At 43.0% G+C, this 19,749-nt stretch carries 13 protein-coding genes and 3 pseudogenes; 4 read left to right on the top strand and 12 right to left on the bottom strand.

From position 1 onward, the window contains the following. The 3 genes and pseudogenes from AB6D80_RS14520 to AB6D80_RS14510 all read left to right on the top strand — a co-directional run. A partial coding sequence (locus tag AB6D80_RS14520; protein WP_372188897.1) for a cytochrome P450 occupies window positions 1-393 on the top strand: 393 nt, incomplete at its 5' end. A gap of 261 nt (window positions 394-654) precedes the next feature. Next, window positions 655-1,198, top strand: a pseudogene (locus AB6D80_RS14515) (IS6 family transposase). 78 nt (window positions 1,199-1,276) lie between these two features. Then, window positions 1,277-2,180 (top strand): annotated as a pseudogene (locus AB6D80_RS14510) (IS5 family transposase). A gap of 255 nt (window positions 2,181-2,435) precedes the next feature. On the opposite strand, the gene AB6D80_RS14505 reads toward AB6D80_RS14510, so the two are convergent. The 3 genes from AB6D80_RS14505 to AB6D80_RS14495 all read right to left on the bottom strand — a co-directional run bounded on the left by AB6D80_RS14505 (window position 2,436) and on the right by AB6D80_RS14495 (window position 7,269). Next, entirely contained in the window at window positions 2,436-4,274 is a 1,839-nt protein-coding gene (locus AB6D80_RS14505) for an EAL domain-containing protein (protein WP_017099454.1), read from the bottom strand. Window positions 4,275-4,524: 250 nt separating this feature from the next. Continuing rightward, complete coding sequence (locus AB6D80_RS14500) at window positions 4,525-6,138, bottom strand: methyl-accepting chemotaxis protein (RefSeq protein WP_017099453.1); 1,614 nt, start codon at window positions 6,136-6,138, stop codon at window positions 4,525-4,527. Window positions 6,139-6,360: 222 nt separating this feature from the next. Beyond that, a complete protein-coding gene (locus tag AB6D80_RS14495) occupies window positions 6,361-7,269 on the bottom strand; it encodes an IS5 family transposase (RefSeq protein WP_065679953.1) in 909 nt (302 codons plus the stop codon). 373 nt (window positions 7,270-7,642) lie between these two features. Here AB6D80_RS14495 and AB6D80_RS14490 point away from each other — a divergent pair, with 373 nt between their 5' ends. Further along, window positions 7,643-8,341, top strand: a complete 699-nt coding sequence (locus AB6D80_RS14490; protein WP_371708139.1) for a hypothetical protein — start codon at window positions 7,643-7,645, stop codon at window positions 8,339-8,341. Between the two features lie 47 nt (window positions 8,342-8,388). Here AB6D80_RS14490 and AB6D80_RS14485 read toward each other — a convergent pair. From AB6D80_RS14485 to AB6D80_RS14445, 9 genes and pseudogenes are all read right to left on the bottom strand, one after another. After that, window positions 8,389-8,929 (bottom strand): annotated as a pseudogene (locus AB6D80_RS14485) (transposase). A gap of 432 nt (window positions 8,930-9,361) precedes the next feature. Then, complete coding sequence (locus AB6D80_RS14480; RefSeq protein ID WP_017101689.1) at window positions 9,362-9,520, bottom strand: hypothetical protein; 159 nt, start codon at window positions 9,518-9,520, stop codon at window positions 9,362-9,364. Window positions 9,521-9,991: 471 nt separating this feature from the next. Then, on the bottom strand, window positions 9,992-11,305 hold the full coding sequence (locus AB6D80_RS14475) for an HlyD family type I secretion periplasmic adaptor subunit (RefSeq protein WP_017098437.1): 1,314 nt from the start codon (window positions 11,303-11,305) through the stop codon (window positions 9,992-9,994). Beyond that, entirely contained in the window at window positions 11,298-13,550 is a 2,253-nt protein-coding gene (locus AB6D80_RS14470) for an ABC transporter transmembrane domain-containing protein (protein ID WP_371708138.1), read from the bottom strand. The genes AB6D80_RS14475 and AB6D80_RS14470 overlap by 8 nt, the downstream gene beginning before the upstream one ends. Then, window positions 13,547-15,193, bottom strand: a complete 1,647-nt coding sequence (locus AB6D80_RS14465) for an ABC transporter transmembrane domain-containing protein (protein WP_372032218.1) — start codon at window positions 15,191-15,193, stop codon at window positions 13,547-13,549. Before AB6D80_RS14465 ends, AB6D80_RS14470 begins: the two co-directional genes overlap by 4 nt. A gap of 152 nt (window positions 15,194-15,345) precedes the next feature. Beyond that, window positions 15,346-15,981, bottom strand: a complete 636-nt coding sequence (locus tag AB6D80_RS14460; RefSeq protein ID WP_102554616.1) for a CatB-related O-acetyltransferase — start codon at window positions 15,979-15,981, stop codon at window positions 15,346-15,348. Window positions 15,982-16,411: 430 nt separating this feature from the next. Beyond that, window positions 16,412-17,524 (bottom strand): NADH:flavin oxidoreductase, encoded by a 1,113-nt coding sequence (locus AB6D80_RS14455; RefSeq protein ID WP_372188893.1) that lies wholly within the window; start codon window positions 17,522-17,524, stop codon window positions 16,412-16,414. Between the two features lie 340 nt (window positions 17,525-17,864). Continuing rightward, window positions 17,865-18,554, bottom strand: a complete 690-nt coding sequence (locus tag AB6D80_RS14450) for a hypothetical protein (protein ID WP_017098442.1) — start codon at window positions 18,552-18,554, stop codon at window positions 17,865-17,867. Next, complete coding sequence (locus tag AB6D80_RS14445) at window positions 18,554-19,744, bottom strand: OmpP1/FadL family transporter (protein ID WP_371708134.1); 1,191 nt, start codon at window positions 19,742-19,744, stop codon at window positions 18,554-18,556. Before AB6D80_RS14445 ends, AB6D80_RS14450 begins: the two co-directional genes overlap by 1 nt. Window positions 19,745-19,749: the final 5 nt, after the last annotated feature.

Raw genomic sequence — 19,749 nt, 5'->3', positions numbered from 1 at the left:
CTTCTTGAAGATAAAAGCGGCTTTCCCCGGAAAGCCGCGATGAACCTAAAAAAAGGCACGCCTGTTTTCGTAATACTGCATGCTAACGGTTTTGATCCCGATTTGTTTGAAGATCCAATGTCGTTCGATCCTAATCGTTGGATAAATAAAAAAGGGGCGTCATTTTCGAACCTTCAACCATTTGGCGGGGGGGCAAGGCTTTGTCCGGGTCGTTCACTCGCTATTATGGAAATAAAATTGGCGTTTCATTCTTTATTTAATGAATTTACGTTAGAGCCTCAGCAAGCTCCTGAAGATGTGTTCGAACAGTTCGCGTTCACCATGTCGCCTGTTGGATTTAAAGTCAAAATTAAAAAAGTTGCTGATGCTGACAAGAGGAATATCAAACTTTAACTGGGCAAGAAGGACAGCATATGGATGACCTAAAGCTGGAATTAAAGTGTACCTTTATCCAAAGTAAGTGGCTTGGTGAAGAAGATAGACGGAATTTGAGACATCGTGCTTTTAAATATCTTCAATTAGAAGAAGACTTTTGTTCTTTAATCGATAATTATCCCGCAAACGATCTTATTATGGAACTCAAATCTCTTCTTCTCAAGTGAGGTTGGCATTGCCTTCTCCTAGGGGGTTTGTCGCGAACAAGGGTGGTAGGTTCTGATCATACTGCAGTCCGTTCGTTACTATATTTCCTACAAACTGAGCTACCATGAAATTGAAGAGCTGTTAGCTAAGCGCGGCCTCAGTGTTGACCACTCAACATTGAACCGTTGGGTCATTAAATACGCTCCCCTGCTTGAGCACCAGGCACGTAAATAAAGAAGCCAGTCGCTTCTTCGTGGTGAATGGACGAGACGTACATTAACGTCAAAGGTCAGTGGAAATATTACTCTCGAGTCGTTAGAAGCACGGTCATTTCATTGATTTTTCACTCTGCAAACGCCGTGATGAGAAAGCGGCTCGCGCCTTCTTTACCAAGGCAATCTGCTATAATGGTTTACCAGGAAAAGTGGTTAGCGATAAGAGTGGTGCCAACGCGTTAGCGTTGCATAATGTCAATGTTCAACTCTGGCTGATGGGAAAAATACTCAACTTGATTGAAGTGTGTCAAATTAAATATCTGAACAATATAGTTGAGCAAAGTCATCGAAAAGTGAAAGGTAAAATAAATCAGTGCCTGGGGTGGAGCTGTGGTCGATAAGGCTTTGTTGCGTAATTCAATGTAGCTAAATCAAGAACCTACGATCTGATCAGCTACCTCCACCCTCCTCGTAGCTCTATGCCCAAGCCTCGTTATAAAACAACCAATCACTCATTAACCGTGGCTCTCTGACCTTTTGGATTGATGAAGAAGCAATAAGCGGGTGGGCGCAAAGTAAACAGAATAAGCGCGGGAGGCCGCGTCGGTTCAGTGATTTAGCTATCACGACAGCACTCATGGTGAAACGAGTTTTTTCTAGGCCATTGAGAGCGCTTCAAGGATTTATCGACTCGATATTTAGGTTAGCCCATGTACCGTTAAGTTGTCCGCATTACACCTGCATCAGTCGTAGAGCCAAGCAAGTTGAGGTTTCATTTAAGACTAAAACGAGAGGAGCGATACAGCACCTAGAGCTATTGATGCTACTGGCCTTAAGGTTTATGGCGAAGGTGAATGGAAAGTCAAAAAACATGGGACGGATGGCAAGCGTAGAGTCTGGCGAAAGCTTCATATTGCCGTCGATACCAACACTCATGAGATCATTGCCGCCGAGCTAAGTTTATCGACGGTTACAGATGGAGAAGTACTCCCGAACTTACTGAAACAAACACACCGAAGTATCCTTGAGGTGTCTGGTGATGGCGCTTACGACACGAGAGCGTGTCACGCTGCTATTAAGATTAAGGGAGCCATTGCGCTTATTCCCCCAAGAGAAGGGGCAGCCTTCTGGGAGCGTGGTCACCCTCGAAATCTCGCCGTGGGTTGCCAGAAATTATACGGCTCAAATAAGTATTGGAAAGAGCGGTATGGATACCACAAACGTTCACTCTCAGAAACAGCGATGTATCGAGTTAAACAGTTGCTAGGAGGGCAACTGAGCTTAAGAAATTACAATGCCCAGGTGGGTGAAACTTACGCGATGATAAAAGCGTTAAACAAGCTTACTGGGTTAGGTATGCCTGAAACTTGTCGTATTGACTAAGAAATACGCGAAACGGGTTGGCTCTATCTCTAAATTTAATTACGCAACAAAGCCGGTCGATAATTAAAAATGGACTGCTTGACAATCCTGAAAGCTTATCTGTTTGGGAACAGCTTCACTCGAAATCAGCCTAATTTCATATAAAAATCAGTACGCTTGTGCTTCTTCATAACTTTGCGACAAACCTTCATGAACGACAGATAACACTCTCAAATAGAAAGTATTTAAAAATGGAGAAGAATGCTCAGTCATTGTTCATTCCTTAAGCAAAGTTTTAAAAGTAAATTTTCGGATTAATTCTTCTGCGGTGAGTGGTCTTGAGTAGTAGTAGCCCTGTACCATGTCGCACCCGACCTCTTCAAGATAACGCCTTTGCTCCTCAGTTTCGACGCCCTCAGCCACAACGGATAACCCCAGATTCTGAGCTAAGTCCACCACAGATTTCACTATCATTTTGTCGTGTATGCTGGTCGCCAAACTCTCAATGAACGATTTATCAATTTTCAAAACCTTTGCGTTAATTCTTTTGAGGTACGATAAAGACGAAAAGCCAGTACCAAAATCGTCGATAGCGATACTGAATCCTACATGTTCTAACTTTTGCAACACGCGCATTGTTTTTTCTGGGTTACTCATCAATACCGACTCTGTCACTTCTAATTCAAATATGGAAGGAGAGAGTCCCTCTTCTGAAATCATACTTATAATGCTCTCAAAGAACTCAGGTTGCTCTAATTGTTGAACGGAGATATTCACAGCCATTCTACCTGGCAACACTCTACCCTCTGATTGCCACTGACGAAATTGCTTACTAGCGGCTTTGATGACCCACTTACCGAGAGGACACATTATCCTATACTTCTCGGCAAGAGGAATAAACTCCCCAGGGTTAATGATACCAAGCTCAGGCTCGTCCCAGCGAAGCAGAACTTCAACCCCTGCAACTTCCGTACTGGCTGTATAAAATTTTGGCTGATAGACTAGATGAAACTGATCTTTATCGTGTATAGCCTGATTTAACCTGCGCGATAACTCCAATTCACGATGATAGTGTGTGCCAATCTGTTCCGTGTAGAAGACAAAGCCCCGATCAGTCGACTTAGCTTCGTACATAGCTAAGTCTGCATGTGAGAGCACATCATGCAATGTTTCACCGTCCAAAGGCCATGTGGCTGCTCCGATACTAACACCCAGAAAAGCTTTTTGTCCTATATTTATCGGGATAGGTCGACTCAGTGCCGCTACCAATTGGGCAGCTAAATGCGCAGTGCTTTCTTGTGTCGCTTTTCGATGAATCACAACAAACTCATCCCCTCCAACTCTAGCTGCTAAATCACCAGACGGAAGTGCGTTTTCAATCCGTCTAGCTACCTCTTTTAGCGCCATATCACCAGCAAGGTGGCCTCTGCTATCATTAAGCTCTTTAAATCGGTTTAAGTCGGCAAACAATATCGTAAAGCAGTTATCTTTAGCTAGTTGAAAGTCCATTATCCTCTTGGCTTCTTCGATAAAGTAGGCCCGATTAGGCAGTTCCGTTAGACTATCAAAATGAGTCAATTTCCGTACGCTGTCTTCCATAGCCCTTTGAACTGTAATGTCTTTTTTTTCTGCAAGATAACAAATAACTTCTCCTATATCGCACATTATCGGAGAAATAACAGCTTCTTCAATATACTCGGGGCCATCTTTATATTTATTGAAAAATACACCCTTCCAAGAACTTCCCGACTGTAATGTGCGATACATATCGCGGTAGCTGTCGACTGGGGTATTGTTTGATTTCAATATTCTTGGGTTCTTGCCAAGAACTTCACATAGGGCATAGCCACTCAGTTCTTCAAATTTTTTATTGGCGTAGATAATGTCCCTGTCAACGTTTGTAATAACAACGGCGTTTGCACTTTGGTTTACGATAGAGAAAAAAAATGACAGTTTTTCTTGTTGAGTCATCACCGAGACACAGTTATTTGGAGTTAGTAGTGACTTGGTACAGTCTTTCTTGAATACATCTAAAAGACTGTAATCTACTGATAGTTTTATGTTTTTATTGATTTTAATCTTTACATCTCCAATATAGTAGAGTGAATAACACACTTTTTTGCTCTTTGAGGTCAGTCAAAAACACTTAATCAACCTAGACCTTTGACTCAGCAACAACAGACTTAAGTCTTTAGCACAGCTTGGTTATTAGTCTAAGTATTTAAGTAAACTTAGTTAATCGATCGTAGGTTGATGACTTTGTCTTTTGGTTTTGAAAAAAAACCTTCTGTTAGTAATATTAACGAGCAAATAGATTGGTCTATATCCGGGGGAGAGGTGTCGATATAGACCAAGGTGCGTCGGATTATTCCAGCTTAAAGTATGTCAATAGTTGTTTAAGCTCTTCGGCAGCACTTGCCATCTCTTGAGTTTGAGATGCCATATGTACACTAGCTTGATTAATTTCTCTTGCTGATAAATTAATCACACTAACATTTTCACTCATTTCATTTGAAACGATGCCTTGCTGTTCAGCGGAAGCGGCAATTTGAGCGACCATATCATTAGCTTCGTTGAGGCTTCCTACCATAGATACTAGTGTGTCTTTTGTATGTTGAGCTGTTTCTACACAGGTGCTAATACTTGCATTATTACTTTCCATGACAGTAAGCACTTCAGAAGTACTAGAGAGTAACTCGTTAATCGTTGATTGAACTTGACTGGTAGAATCTTGAGTTCGGCTTGCAAGATTGCGAACCTCATCGGCAACCACAGCAAAACCACGACCTTGTTCTCCTGCTCGCGCCGCTTCAATCGCGGCATTCAGTGCAAGTAAATTTGTTTGTTCAGACACTTCTTGGATAACTTGCACAACTTGGCCTATATTATCTACACCGCGTTTCAAGGTCGCCATTAACTGTGTTGTTTCATCGATAGAGAGGGAGATTGCCGAAACATCTTCAAGTGTTGTGACCATACTTTGGCTGCTGGCTTGTGCTTGATGCGAGGATTCACTGGTTTTTTCTGAGCTATATTCGGCGTTGATAGCTACATTCTTAATAGTTGCTGACATTTCACTCATTGCCGTTGACATCTGCTCAAGTTGTGAGTTCTGAGATGCTAAACTTTGAGCGGTTTCTTCACTTGAAGAGGCTATGCTTTCCGATAAAAGACTTGCCTTATCGGCTGTACTTTGCGCAGCAATTAAGGTACCTCTAATGGTAGTCTGCATTTGACAAAGGCCTCGGTTTAGCTCTCCAATCTCATCTTCTCGGTTCTGTTGGAAGTTTGTTGTTAAATTGCCACTCGCGATGATCTTGAGGTTTTCAACTAATTGTTCGATTGGTTTTACAATACTATCGCCGATAAAGAAGCTAATAGAAAACAAGATCCCCATAATAATTACTAATAAAACGCTTTGCTGTATGATATTTTTGTGAAAATCTTCTTGGATGTCAGAAATGAATAATCCCGATCCTACAATCCAATCCCATTCTGGAATGTAATACACATATGAAACCTTATCTTTATCTTTTCCTTGCTGATCTCGCCATGTGTAACTCAAAAAACCTGAAGAATTGTTTTTAGCAATACGAGACATTTCGCGCCAATGATAATTACCTTTACTATCTCGAACGTTAGTCATATCTTGGCCAATAGAAGTCAGCCTTTTCGGGTGGATAATTAGTTTGTTTTTTGTATTGGTTACCCAAAAATAGTGGTCATCATCGTATCTGAGGTCTGATAATATTTTTTTTGTTGCTGTTTGAGCGTCTTCTATATTTAGAGACTCATTGGTTCTGAAGTGTTGGACTAAGGATACCGCAGTCTCTACTTGCGCTTGCAGTTTATCATGCCTTTCTTCAAGTCTCTGCTCTTGTTGAATGTAGAGTTCGAATCCTCCCAACAATAACATAAGCATAGCCGCTAGACCGATTGTCATTTGAATTTTGTTTTTTATAGATACATTATTTAACATGTTTAATTATCAATTATTATTAATATTATCAATAATACTTAATGCCCACTTATAAATAAAGGTTAATTTTGTTAAGTGCGCCGAAGTATTGTCATCTGAGGTGGCTTTGTTGCGTAATTCAATGGAGATAGAGGCACCCCGTTTCGCATGCTTTTTAGTCAATACGACGGCGTTGTTGATCAAATCGGTTTAAAGACCAACGACGCCATATTTGACTCACCGTTAGCTTCGAACAGGCATACCTAGTCCTATGACTTTGTTTATAGCTTTGACATTCGCCATGATTTCTCCCACTTGAGCGTTATAACATCTCAAGCTCAATTTACCGCTGGTTAGTCCTTTATATCGAGACATTGCGGTCTCAGATATTGAGCGATAGTGATAACCCGACTCAGATTTCCACTCCGCTATTGTTCCGTTTTTCAAAGCCTTTACTGCTTCATTTCTGGGATGCCCTTCTTCCCAAAGCGCCGCATTCTTTCGAGGCGGTATCAACGGAGTACTGCCCTTATTTTGCAGGGTCTCATAGCAACTTTTTGTGTCATACGCTCCATCAGCAGATACGGTATCTACCTTTCTACGTAAAGGGTTGAGTAATGTTGGCAGCACTTCGCTATCGCCAACACTTACAAGACTGACTTCTGCACTAATGGCCTCATGAGTTTCTACATCAACGGCTAAGTGCAGTTTGCGCCAAGTTCTGCGTTTTTCGGCGCCGTGCTTTTTCACCTTCCACTCACCTTCGCCAAAGACTTTGAGACCAGTCGAGTCAATAGCGATATGGCGAATAGCTCCTCTGGATTTGTTATGATATTTGACCTGAACTGTCTTCGAGCGTTTGCTGATACACGTGTAGTCAGGGGGCGTCAGTGGAACCTCCAGTAGCTCAAAGATAGAGTCGATAAAACCTTGAAGAGCCCGCAATGGTAGAGAGAATATCCCCTTAATCATCAATGCAGTTTCAATCGCTGTATCAGAGTACTGGAAGCCTCTACCACGCTTACCATGATGGGCTTTGCATCGCCATGCATCTACGGCTGAATCATCTATCCAGAACGTAACCGAGCCCCGTTTGCACAGAGCCTTATTGTACTCCGCCCAGTTAGTTATCTTCTTTTTTGCCTTACCCATGTCACCACCGCTCTAACCATCATAAAGGATCAGATCGCAAGACTCGAAAAAGGTTCAACTGATTTAGGCAACAACGCCTTCCAAGAGTGGAAAATTAAAAGCTTTAGTTCTTAAGAGTACACCGTTAAGTATCAACTAACTGATTCATACCTTTATATCACCTAGTCCGTAGTTAACGTAATGACAAAGTCGCTTAACGTAACGTCCAGTATTGATGGTGCAGATCATGTTCGAATATCAAAGGCTCACACACAATGCAGGACTAGGGAAAATATGAGGGGATCCGTCAGCGTCGCCGGTTCTCTCGCAACTTTGCGGGATTTATTATTTTTAGATATGATAAGATCTTTATACATAATAAAGAGTAATCACAATGAAAAACAAAGGCTTCATTTTAGGTGTTTTCGCTTCAGTAGTACTTGTAGGTTGTGGCGGTGGTTCGTCAGCGGCACCGAGTGCAACAGTAAAAACGTTTAGTGGTAATGGCCTATACGTTAACCCGACTGACTTGACCGTCATGCTTGTTGACTCAAAGCGATCTAAGAACAACCTAATTGTGGGTGACTTCGCGAACAACATCGTTTACTTTGTTGATAGTGCGACCACGACAGAAACATCGATGACAACTAGAGGTCTATCTTTTACTAGCAACAATGTTTTTGTGAAAGAAAGAATTCAGTTAATGCATGCTAAATTTACAAACAATATTGCAACTCTAACAGCCGTTGTTAGCGGGTCAAACCTTGTTTACTCAATGAATAAAACAACTGACTCATTAGCTCTTGCCCAAATCACCGGTACTCATACCAATACAACAGATGGTAGTACGTGGACGATTAACGCAGATGGTTCATATGTCGTTAATGGCGTTTGTACAATTACAGGTAAATTGGTTCGTAATGGATCTTACTTTAATGCAGATAACGCAAGTGCCGTTTCTTGCTCGCAATCAGCGCTAAATGGCAGTTACAACGGGGTTTTCTTGACGGTTAAGCACAACGGTAAAGATTACATTGCAGGGGTGTTAGGTAATGACACGGGTATTTTGTATGGAAATGCTCCAACGAACTAAATTGGTCATTAACTAGGGCGTGTTGATCTTTGCTGTACATTTCGCGTTCAACAATACATCGGTAGCCACATTAACATGAATGCCAGCGATAACATGCTGGCATAATTCCTTTCTAGCTTGTCATATCTACTTGAAATAGCTCGATAATGTTTAATTCTCCCAAAGGCATTTTCGACCAAGTGACGATACTTGTATAGACACCAATCCATACTGTCTTTGTCTATATCTTGTCCGTAATTGCGTTTAGCAATTACCGTTTCTCCGCCACGTTCCTTAACAAAAGTACGGAAAGGTTCGCTGTCACATCCTTTATCACAAACGATGGTATTAACTTCATCGAGTTGCTCAACTAAGCTTTCGGCATGCACTATATCGTGGCGTTGTCCCTCTGATAAATCAAAGCAAATCGGCAGTCCACTCTCCGAACTCAGAGGGTAGATCTCGCCAAGGAATACCTGTTCTCATTCGATAAAGTATTCCTTCAAATGTCATTCGATGTTCAGTTTTATCGTAAATACGACCTGTACTTTTCATAACTTGGAGTATCAGTTCCCAGCGAACCCTATCAGTTAGCATTGTTCTTGGCATGGTATTGGTTATGGTTTTACTTTTGGCGAAGCAAATTATAACTCTTTACCATGCTGTTCAAAAAACATTCACGAAAGATCAACACGCCCTAGTTTCACTATTAGAAACAATGTTGTAGTTTACAAATTTAGCTCCAGACGCCAAAGCATTTGCCTCTAATGCAGCTAAAGGAAAACCATTGTTACTAACACCAAGTACTATTAGGAGATCGTTTACTTCCCACTCAATATTGAAAAGGTCTACACAAGGGACATCTTTGCATTGAACGATACTGTCTGGTTCATTTATACAACCATGAAGATGTACCGCACTCCCTCCAGCTTTCTCAATTAAGTCATCAATATTTAAAGTGTAATGTAGAAACTCAACTCCTAGTGATTGACAATATGTTTCGAGATACATACATTCGTAATGTGCTCGATTCGGCAAAAATTATTCATATTGATGCCGAATTTTCTTTACAAGAGCCAATACTTCACAAGGTGAAGCTCCTTGGAATGCTTGGTATTCAGGTGTATTTTTAATATCTTCATATGCAGGCAGTTCTGAAGGAACAGAAAGCCCAGCACCTGATAAAATAATCACTTTCATAGTTTGGGTACGTTATTGTCTATCATAATTACCAACTTTCTGGAGTTTCGCGGTATTTTATCAATATAATACAGTCATTGGTAGTAAAGCATTGATACTTGGTTATGCAACAAGAAGATAAGACAACCATAAATCCCCCAATACTTCTAGTTTCAAGTTGCTTTGCGTAACCTAAAACGTAAAAATTAACTCAAACGCCTTAAATTGTTTCTAGCCAGAACTTGCCGATGGTTTTAACTATCTGTGAATCTACTTCGAATTAACTTTAATCTTTATCTCTCCAACAATTTATCCTTATTAAAGAGAAGATTTTATGGCGACAAATTGGCGACAGAATCTCCCGAAAGACAAAGTTATATGTTTTTATACGCAGTTAAACTTTCCATAACCTATTGATATTTATTCTAACACCTTGAAATACAAGACAGTCGTTTAGTTCGGTTAAGTTCTAACTTTTAACTATAAAACAAACTAACGCTCCCCAAACGCGACACTCACGTTGGTATAAATCGGTTTCCATAAATACTGGAATACTGACTTCTCACCGGTTGTAATATCTACCTCGCCCGTCATACCTGGCAAGATAGAAAAGCTCTCAGGATTATCACGGAAATAGGGAACATCCACCGAGACGACGACTTCATAATAGATCTCGCCACGCTCGCTTTGACTTGTGGTCGGTGAAATACTCTCAACCGCCCCTTTTAGCGCCCCAAAGCGGCTGTAATCAAACGCATCAATCTTGATACGAGTCGGCTGCCCTACACTCACAAAACCAATATCTCTTGGCGACAAACGAGCTTTAAAGTCGGCTTTCCCACCAACAGGAACAATTTCAACCACAGTGCCACCCGGCTGAATAACACCTCCGTTCTTTGTACTTGGCAGGCTTTGCACCAAACCTTGTAGCGGCGACACTAACATGGTGTTGGTCAGTTTCGCTTGGCTTGAACGTACTCTGGCGTTCAGGGCTGACAAGTCAGAGACGGCTTTAGAACGATCATCGCTCACTTTAGCTTTCGCCTCGGCCAGAAGCTGTATGATTTTTTGGTCATTACTGTCAGCTTGTCTAATCAATACCGACTTCTTGCCACGAGCTTCTTCAATTTTCTGCTCAATACTGGCCAGTTTTTGACGCATTTCAAGCACACGTAAGCGTGAAATGTTGCCCGATTTATAACCCTTTTCTAGTATATTCAACTCTTGCTTAGTCGCATTCAACTCTTTCTCATAACTCGGCAAGGCCTTTTCTACACTACGAAGCTGCTCTGCAATTTGTTCGCTCTCTTTCTCAAGCACCACACGCTTTTGGAAGTAGAGGGCTTTTTGCGCGTTCAGCTGCGCTTTTTGTTGGCTGACGATCTCTGGGTAATCGACCTCAAACTCAGCAAGGTTAGGCTCACGCTGCTCAAGCAGCGCATTCATACGTTCCACACTGGCTAGAAGCGTCACTTGTTGGGACTTTAGCTCTTCAAGGGCGGTACGCTGGAAAGTGGCATCAAACTCAACAAGCGGCTGGCCTTTCTCAACCAACTGCCCTTCTTTAACGAGAATTTGCTTTAACTTCCCGCCAATCGCGCTTTGTAATACTTGCTTCTCGCCTTCCGGAATCACAGCACCTTTGGCTTTGGCGATTTCATCAACTTGAGTGACTACAGACCAAGTGGCAAAAGCAATAACACATAAGGCAACCGACCATGTGGCCAGCGCCAATGTACGAGCCGTATTTTGTGATTCAACAAGTTCACCGTAGCGCTTGCCCTTCTCGATAGATTGTTTAGTCATTAGCGACTCCTTGCTTAGACTTTGATTGTTCTTGTTGGGCTGCATTTTTTTGAGCAGACGCCTCTTGAGTTGACGGCTGTAGCTCTTGAGATAACGGTTGCTCAGATAACTGCGGTTCTTGAGAAGCTTGAGGCTCTGAAGGCTGTTCCTGCTTCGAAGACTGCTCCGGCTCTAATGGACCGGCATAAACCACTGCACCTTCATTTAATACCACCACTTTATCGGCAAGCTTGATTAAATCCGGATCGTGGGACGTGTAAATCACCGTTGCTTTTCCTTTTTTCGACTGCACAAACTCACCAAATATACGTTTAGCATTTGGGTGAGCATCAGGCACAGGATTATCCATTAAGAACATTGGGTAGTCATAAACCAGCGCTTTTGCATCAATGAGGATCTGCGCGACGCTGCCAGACAACATGTCAAAAAGGCTGTCCGGCTGAATACTGCTGATGGAAGTATCGAGCCCACCTGATAATGTCTCGAACCAACGCTTTCCGCCCACCATTTCAATTGCAGATATCATTTTCTTATCTTCGACTTTGTGACCGTCGTTTAGCCACTCTCGAATACTCAGCGTAAGCAAATCAGGATATGCGGCTCGAATAAAACACCAGTGGCGATAAAGCTGCGGATCGTATTGAACGAGGTTAACGCCTTCAAGCTCGACCATGCCATTTTGGATAGGCTGCAAGCCAGACAGCACTTCAATTAATGTTGATTTACCGCTCCCAGAAGGGCCGGTAATCGCGACAATTTCACCGGCTTCAATATCAAAACTCACACCGTTCAAGGCCGGGCGACTCTGTTTGGGATAGCGCAGTGTCACTTGGTCTAATTTCAAGTTAGGCGCTACCACAGGTAACGGGTGATGCTGGTAACTGAATTCACGCTCAGACGGCTGAGACAAAATACGGTTCACTTGCAGCTTGGATTGATTAAAGCTATTAAAACGCATAGCGCTGTTTGCCAACACCTGAGCTGGGCCAGTCACCTTAGATATCAACATCATTGAAGCAATCAAACCACCGGGCGTCATCACTTGTTCAAAAATAAGTCCTATTCCTAACCCCATCACGGCGAGTGTCGACCCCACACCAATGAAATAGTAAATCGAGGTGTACCGGCTCTGGAGAACCGATTGATTAAAGGTCACTGTTGAAGCAAGAAGATTGGCCTTTTTGAAACGTTGAATCCAGTGCTCTGAGAATCCAGCACTGCGAATAAAGGCAAGCTTGGATGACAGCTCATTAGTCATGTTTTGACGATTCGTACCTGCCACTGTCGATTGCATAGAGCGCTTGCTGCTAGAGCGTATCGAGCGTTTTGCTAGCAAGTAATAAAGGATTAAAGAGACGACTGGAACCAGTACCAACCACCCGCCTAAAACACCTATCGCAAGTACAAAAATAAGAATGAATGGTAGGTCAAATAACGCATTTCCTAATGGCCCCGATAGCACACCTGAAATACGCTCTGACAGCATCACTTGGTTTTGCTGACTAGAAGAAGCTGTTTGGTGATTTTGAGCATAGCTATTACGAAGCAGACGCTGTACGAGGGATTGAGAAATCTCACGACTTACTCGGTTGGAAACTGAAGCAAACACTCGGCTACGTAATGTTCTCAACCAACCCATCATCACAAACAACAACGCTGCGCCAATGGCGATACCTTGCAACTCATGCCCTGCATCACCACCAATCACATGGTCATAAATCGACATCGTGATGAAAGGAACCGCAAGCGCAAATAAGTTAGTGATAAAACTGACTAGCAGCAATTTAGGAATAATGGGGCGAAACGCATGCAGCCGTTCCCCAACCCAATCAGGAGAAGCCTTCTCTAGTGGTGGACCTTCGATAACAATACAAAACTGAGGGACATCAGTAATGTCTTCATTGTCATCAAAAGCAATAAACTGTTTCGATTCTATATGACCAGAGAGCAACTCATGTTCGCCAAGCACCAGCAATACTAATTTATGTTCGCCAACTTCATCTAGGTTGGCAACCAAACGATAAGGTAGTGCAAGCCTGTCGAACAAGGCAAACATATCGTCGATTGATTCAATCCCATTTTCATCGACCCATTGATGTGCGAACAACTGGATATTAGCATTAACTTCCAACTGCTTAAGAACGGAAAGGCTCTCGGTTTCTAAATGGTTCATCACCTCTTGTCGACCGCTGGTATCTGCACGGTTGTTCGTACCTGAAGGGTTACCAATATCTAAACGATTCATACGACGGCCTCCTGATTGCTCTCGCTGTCGACCGTAATAGCTCGACTTTCCACTGTAATGATTCGATTAGCCAATTCGCGAAGCTTCGAATGGTAGCTCACCATCAGTATCGTGCGTCCTGCCGTTACTTCTTCTTCCAACACCTTAGCTAGATTCCCAAGGGCATCTAAATCAAGTGAAGAATCCGGCCTTTCCAACATGATTATGGGTTTATCACTTGCCAATTGAGCCGCGATATTGAGCATTTTCACGTTACCCATACTCAACAAAGAAGCACTCGTATGGCCAATTTGTGTCTCTAGTCCATCGGGTAATCGAGTAATCTCTTTGGTTAAACCCAAACGCTTTGCATAGTCACTGGCGCTTTGCGTTTTCTCAGGGTCAAACCCGCACAAGTTGTCGAGAATAGTACCCGACACCAACTGCCCTTTAACGCCACAGTAGGCCACAATATTGGTTACGGATGCGATTGAAACTGCAGCTCCGTTAATGAAACACTCACCCGCTTTTAGATCATCAATACCTGCAATCGACGACAATAAATGACTGTTGGTGTGGCGACCCTCACTCTCTAACAATATCAACTCACCTTTATTCAGTGTGACATCTGCATGAGATAGTTCACCATATCTTTCAACGGTCGCTTGCTTGATTTCCAACGTCTCAAAGTCAGATAAGTGGTTCTCAACTTGCTCAGAATCTGAAGATTCCGATAATGATAAGTCACTCAATTTTTCTATTGCCTGATTGGCACTGTGTATTGAATTAAGCTTGATTCTAACCCCAACCAGAGCACTTAAAGGTGCGACGGCTCTTCCCGATAAGATAGAACATGCCGCCAATCCACCAGTGGTTAACTGGCCATCCAACACCCACAAACTCCCCGTAATCACCAGTAAAACTGACGTGGCTAATGCAGCAAGCTGAATACACTCTTGGGCGAAGGCGTTCTGTTCTTCTTCTCTCGCTTTAGACTGAGAGCGAACATTATTGAGGGATTTAAACTGATTGAAGATTCGAGACTCAACAGCCTGACGTTTGATTCCTTGAATGGTTTGGCTTAACAAAATCAAAAACGCTTTTCGCTCCTGCTCATCTTGGGAAGCTTCTTCACTTAGACTTTTAACGCGAATAGAAGATAACCAAACAATTCCGAGAGTAATCAGCCAAACTGCCAAAGGTATCGCCACCAGCTCACCGCCGATGTAAGCCACCAAGCCCAAGAAGATCAATGCAAAAGGCAAATCAATAAAGCCTGCAATCACACCGCCGGAATACCAATCTTTGACTTTTGATACTGAGCCCAGCCCCTCTTCCACGCCGCCAACACCAATGTGGCGAAGATGGCCTGATGAAGCCGTTGTTACTCTTTCAACCAAGGTTTGATAGGTCGCTTTCTCGGTATTGCTGGCCGCGGCTGACAAAAGCCAAGTACGCACAAACCGGATCAATGCTTCCATGGCAACAGCCAACGCTGCACCCGCCAACAACAGAGTGGCAGTACCGTAACTTTGGTTAGGTAAAATACGATCGTAAATTTGTAAAACCGTTAACGGAACGGCGAGAGAGAGAAGATTTATGAGTAAAGAAGGCAGTAGGACTTTCCCCACCACCCCTTTGTTTTTCATTGAACTTACGGGCATACACAATCCTTATCCATGCTTATGAAATAAGATTGGTACACCATGTTCAGTATTGCAAGGTAACGGACTGATTTAACGTGTTTTTCAATATAAATATGACACAGATCTTTTTACACAAATCTGTGGCTAAACCCGTACCTTAAAAACGCTCCTTACAAACAATTGTCGTAATCCGTTATCGCCTGCTTTAACTTTGAAAAGTCTGAGTTACATAAATACGGTTTCAGCGCTTCAAATTTATCTGAGGGCCACTCGTATATTTTGAATGAAATGAGCTCGTCAATAACGAACTCATCAAAGCGGTATCTGACGACTTTAGCTGGAGAACCACCGACAATGCTGTATGGAGCGACGTCTTTAGTCACCACACTATTCGCTGCAACTACAGCGCCTTCGCCAATCGTCACACCGGGCATCACCATCGCTCTCATGCCTAACCAAACCCCATCTTCAATGTGAGTATCGCTTTTGCCAATGTAGGCGTCGTCGATAACATCCATAAATGGATACAGTGAAAACCAATCAACTCTGTGTGTATGGTTGCCGCCCATTAAAATCACAACCTCTGCGCCAATACAGACATAATCACCGATATAGAGTTCGTCGATTTCCCATCGAGGCTCCCACTGGCGGCTGACTTCATCGCCGTGTAAATAACGCACTACCGATTGTTCAAAACCGTTATCCCAGCAATCGCTGTAATAACTGTGTTGACCTTTTACGTGAATATTGGGGTTGGTTACGACTTCATGCAGCAACTCGAATTTGGACCAATGCTTCTTTTGCATTTTTACCTCTGAATGATCTATTTAGTTTTATTCGTTTCAATATCAAAGTGTTCGACGATGCAAATCCAAGGTGCACAAACTAACGGCCCACAAACACAGGGTTCACAGGGTTCACAGGGACGAATAGTGAGTATCGCGCTTAAATCATAGCAAAGTCGCTAAAACTAAAGAGGCGTCAGTGGATTCGAGGTTGCTTAAGAAGAGGAAGTAATTTCACAGTTTGCTCAGTTTGTTATCGATAACTTGGTTGGATAATTTACAGGCGTAGTGTAACTGTTTAGTCGCGCCAATTTGACAGGAAGATGTGATTAATAAGGTTTCAAATTTCGTTTCGTGGAATACGGAATGAACAAGAGCCTGCGCGATTACACAGGCTCAAACTTAGACTCAGCTATAAACTTCAGATCTCGCTTGGAGCTGGGCTCAGCGACTACATGCGTGCAAGCTGTACTTTTCTGTCTTTATTCACCACGCAGAAGTTGCCGCGCTTAGTGCGACACTTAGAGCATCGTTCGCATTCAACAGGGCTTCTATCCCCTTCTTTCCAACGCTTAACTAAATGCGGTTCAGAAAGCAGCGGTCTTGAAAGCGCGAAGTATTCAATGCCAGTGCTGTTTGCAATCGCTTCGATAGCATCAAAATCTGTCAGGCCGCCAACCGTGATAACCGGGATATTAACGTCTTGGCTGATCGCGTGACCATATTCGTGGAAGTAGCCTTCAGCTTGAATGGTAAAACCATCGTTCGACTCGCCAATCATAGTGTCTGCTTTGCCATGAATATTACCTGACACGACAATGCCATCCACGCCCACTTGTTCAAGCTTTTTACACACAATACGCGTTTCGTCGAAGGTCACGCCACCTTCAAAAAACTCCGAAGCCGTAAGCTTAACCAAGATAGGGAAATCATCACCCACCAACTTACGCGTCGCGGTATAGATCTCTAACAAAAACCTCATGCGGTTTTCTAAGTTACCGCCGTACTCATCTTCACGTTGGTTGTAGTAAGGGCTTAAGAACTGATTAATCAGGTAAGTGTGAGCAGCATGAATTTCAACGCCATCAAAGCCTGATTTTTGTGCTCTCAAAGACGCTTGAGCAAACGCATCAACAATGTAGTCGATCTCGTCTTTGGTCATCGCTTTGCCTAGTGTTTGAGTGCCTTTTTCTGGAACCTCACTTGGTGCGTAGATCACTCGTTCGCCAAGATCATGCGTGGTTTTGGTGCCACCATAAGCCAATTGCATCACGATTTTACAGTCGTTGTCGTGCACCAGTTGAGTCAGCTTCTGATACTCTTCAATGAATGAGTCGTTATACATACCCATCATGCCCGCATTCGGCTTTTCTTCTTCAACGATGTTCGCGTAACCCGTCACGATCAGGCCGACTTCACCTTGAGCCAACTCTTCATAGATAGCGTACAGTTTATCTGTCATATGCCTATCTTCGGTAGCCATATTTTCCCACGTTGCACTTCTCATAAAGCGGTTCTTTAGTGTCATCTTGCCAATGTGGGTTTCTGTAAACAAAGTGCTCAAGTCTTATCCTCATTAAATCTTTATTATGTTTGCCCATTTTAAAAGACAAAAGAGAAGCACTTCTTATTCACAAAGTGACTCTCTTTTGTCCATTACTGAATGGGCGTTGATTTATGCGGATAGTACAGAGAATAAGGCGAGGAAAACTTAATCTAGATTAAGAGAGCAGTACTCTCACATGAGAAAGAGATAGAAAGCAGCAGAAAGAGATAAAAAAGATTGGGAAATAAAATAAAAGAAAGTCGCTCAGTTTTAATAAGCGACTTTGTTCAATTTAATCTGGACTAAGTCAATGGTTCTTACGAGAGGTGTCCACCTGCGAATTGCTACCTGCTAACAGCTATTTAAACTCATAGGTGTAAGATGCACCAACACTGTTGTTCTCTCCAAAATCATCCTCAGCAAAAATTGTGAAGAAATTGAATGATTGAGCATCACTCAATTTATAACTCGCACCAACGCCAGTCCAATAGCCAGAGTAATCGTCAGAACCCATTGAACCACCACCAAAGCCCATGATAGACCATTCATCGGTTATCGTTTTTAAGCCAAACGCTCCGATATAACCACCATGTGTCGAGCTCGGCATCAATACATAATCAGAACCCACATTCTCATCATCGAATACGGCTACTTCACCATCGTTGTAGCTGTAACCAGCCATTGGGAAGATTTGCCAACCGAACGGCTCAATATCGAAATAGCTCAGTGGTATAAATGTGCCAATACTGTAGTTGTTCTTATAAGCATCGTTGTCGTATTCTGAACGGCTAAAGTTGAAGTTGACGATACCCATCGGCAACAGCCATGAACCGCCTAATCGCCACTCTTCGCCGTCCGCATTGACACGAGCGTTGATCATTCGCGCTTCATCTAAACCGATAGAGCCTGAGAACTGCAAATCTTCGTTATAAGCAACGCCCGCTTTGGTCACGATTTTAGTCGGGTCGTCAGGGTGCTTCTCTTCAGCAAAAGCCCCCATCGACCCGAACGTTGCAGCAGCAACAAGTAATAAAGTACGTAATGTCATTAGAAGGTCGCACTAACGCCAACAAAGTGGATACGGCCATCGAAAGAACCATTGAGCAAGTTGCGCCCTGTAGGTCCATCACGATTCATCTCAACCGAACCTAAGTCCGCGTATTCGTAGAACACATCGATCAAGATATCATCCCAATACGTTGAAGCACCTACAGAGTAGCGGTACTGTTCGCCTACAGGGAGGTCAACCCATTGCATTGACGGATCGTCTTGTGGTGATGTTTCGTAAGAGAAGCCAGCTTTTAGACGCCAATCTGAGTTAAGTTGATAATCAGCACCAACCGCAAATTTCCAAACATCATCCCAATCACGTTGTAGAGTTTGACTAATTGGGAAGTCCCCATTTTCGTTGGTACCTAGGTCCAAAACAGTATTGTCCCATTGGCTCCAACGATGAAACTGGATGCTTGCCAATAAATCTAATTGAGAATTCAATGCATAGCTTGCACTGACATCAACGAGTTCAGGTACATCAATACCAGTATTCAATGAACGTTGACCGCCAGTAAAGACATTCACATCATTGTTGAATTCGTGCTCTAGTTTCGAGCGGTAACTCGCACCCAGTTTTAACTTCTCTGTTGGTGTGTACATAACACCAAGGTTATAACCATAAGCCCAGTCAGTATCTTGCTTGGCTATAAAAAGAGAAGATGACTGTTGGAATGCAGCCCAGCTGAATTGAACACCCGCGCCTACTGACCATTGGTCATTCAGCTTATAGCTCAGTGATGGGTTCACTTGCATTGCGGTCAGAGTAATTTCTTCTAGAAGGGCTGCACCTGCCCAATCGCTACCGTAATCAAGGCTTGAGCCACCGACAGCGCCAAGTGCTATACCAAGGTGCAGTTGTTCTGTTACTTGATGCGCGTGGAAAGCACCAAATGAAGGCAACACTGAATGGCCTTTACCATCACCGCTAGAGTCTTGGTTGTCTTGATATTTCATCTCAAGGTCAAACGCCATGGTATTGATAGTCGTTTTGCTTTCGCCCATGTGAGACATGGTTGCTGGGTTGGTCCACATCGCAGCAGCTGAACGAGAGTAAACACCGTCACCTGCGCCAGTTGTACCGGCATTGGCGACAACAGCTTCTTGTAAAAATAGACCACTTGCGAAAGCATTTAAACTAGTAAAAATTGCAGTGGCAGTTAGAGAGTAAGTAAAAGTTTTGTTCATCAGAG

The sequence above is a fragment of the Vibrio sp. 10N.247.310.17 genome, assembly GCF_041466605.1.
Classification (GTDB): Bacteria; Pseudomonadota; Gammaproteobacteria; order Enterobacterales; family Vibrionaceae; genus Vibrio; species Vibrio tasmaniensis_A.
Note: the sequence above shows the minus strand (reverse complement) of the source record. Positions and strands in the feature narration are given on the sequence as shown.